Annotated in this window: 1 protein-coding gene and 1 pseudogene; both read left to right on the top strand. The window is 63.5% G+C overall.

The features are described from left to right. A pseudogene (locus tag FS320_RS44515) lies at positions 1–225 on the top strand (IS630 family transposase); the annotation flags it as partial. A 22-nt stretch (positions 226–247) separates the two neighbouring features. Then, a complete protein-coding gene (locus tag FS320_RS44510) occupies positions 248–487 on the top strand; it encodes a DUF2188 domain-containing protein (protein WP_152718796.1) in 240 nt (79 codons plus the stop codon). Positions 488–734 lie beyond the last annotated feature (247 nt).

Here is a 734-nt window from a genome sequence, read left to right as displayed (position 1 = left end):
TTGAACATGGTCGAAATCGAGATCGGGGTGCTCAAGGGCCAGTGCCTGGACCGGCGGATCGACACGCGCGAGGGGCTCGAGCGGGAAATCGCGGCTTGGGAGCGCGAGCGCAACGCCGGCGGCGCACACATCACCTGGATGTTCACGACCGAAAAGGCCCGGGCCAAAATGAGCCGCGCCTATCCTAAACTCGCCCCTCTCGAGCCACTCGCCAAAGGGTCATAATCACTGTGCCGAGGATCTAGTCATGGCCAATGTTCATTACAGGATCGTCGAGCACGACGGCGGGTGGGCCTACAAAGCTGGGGATGTGTTCTCGGAACGCTACGCCACCCATGACGAAGCCCGCGAGGCAGCGGAACGAGCCGCCGCCGAGCAGAGGCTGCCGGGCGCGCCTGAAGACATCGAGTACCAGGACGAAGCGGGTGACTGGCACGAAGAAGTGTCCCTGGGACAGGATCGGCCAGAGACAGACGTCACGGGATGAGCGGTCAGGCACCGCTCCAAGCGCGGGATCTTGCAATGGTTTGGCGCGCCGGGCGCAGCCCGCGATGGCCTCTCCCAGCTTGATGGGACTAAGCCCCAGGCGGGGTATTTGCCACGGTATTCGTCCTTGGGCTACCCTCTCCCCTGCTACAGAGGGAGAGGCATTTGCGACGGCTCGTTGTCATCTCCAATCGCGTGGCTGTTCCAGATGCTACCGGAAAAGCCGCTGCAGGAGGCCTGGCCGTGGC

It is taken from the genome of Microvirga tunisiensis (assembly GCF_009296175.1).
GTDB lineage: Bacteria > Pseudomonadota > Alphaproteobacteria > Rhizobiales > Beijerinckiaceae > Microvirga > Microvirga tunisiensis.
The sequence above is the reverse complement of the archived record's forward strand: the minus strand, read 5'-3'. Positions and strand labels throughout refer to the sequence as shown.